We start from the raw sequence: 663 nt of genomic DNA on the forward strand, positions 1-663 counted from the left end.
TTGCTGGCGATGGCCACCACCTGCTCCGGGGTCAGGCCATGGGCCTGGCACAGCACCGGCAACAGCCGCTGCACCGTCTCCAGCGCCTGCTTGCCACCGCTATTGCTGGCGATGGCCACCACCTGCTCCGGGGTCAGGCCATGGGCCTGGCACAGCACCGGCAACAGCCGCTGCACCGTCTCCAGCGCCTGCTTGCCACCGCCATTGCTGGCGATGGCCACCACCTGCTCCGGGGTCAGGCCATGGGCCTGGCACAGCACCGGCAACAGCCGCTGCACCGTCTCCAGCGCCTGCTTGCCACCAATATTGCTGGCGATGGCCACCACCTGCTCCGGGGTCAGGCCATGGGCCTGGCACAGCACCGGCAACAGCCGCTGCACCGTCTCCAGCGCCTGCTTGCCGCCATCGTGGCTGGCGATGGCCACCACCTGCTCCGGGGTCAGGCCATGGGCCTGGCACAGCACCGGCAACAGCCGCTGCACCGTCTCCAGCGCCTGCTTGCCACCGCCATTGCTGGCGATGGCCACCACCTGCTGCGGGGTCAGGCCATGGGCCTGGCACAGCACCGGCAACAGCCGCTGCACCGTCTCCAGCGCCTGCTTGCCGCCATCGTGGCTGGCGATGGCCACCACCTGCTCCGGGGTCAGGCCATGGGCCTGGCAC

1 pseudogene is annotated in these 663 nt (G+C 70.3%); it reads right to left on the bottom strand.

Annotated elements, in window-relative coordinates:
- A pseudogene (locus F7R02_RS25760) lies at positions 1-663 on the bottom strand (TAL effector repeat-containing protein); the annotation flags it as partial.

It is taken from the genome of Xanthomonas cissicola, from assembly GCF_008801575.1.
GTDB lineage: Bacteria > Pseudomonadota > Gammaproteobacteria > Xanthomonadales > Xanthomonadaceae > Xanthomonas > Xanthomonas cissicola.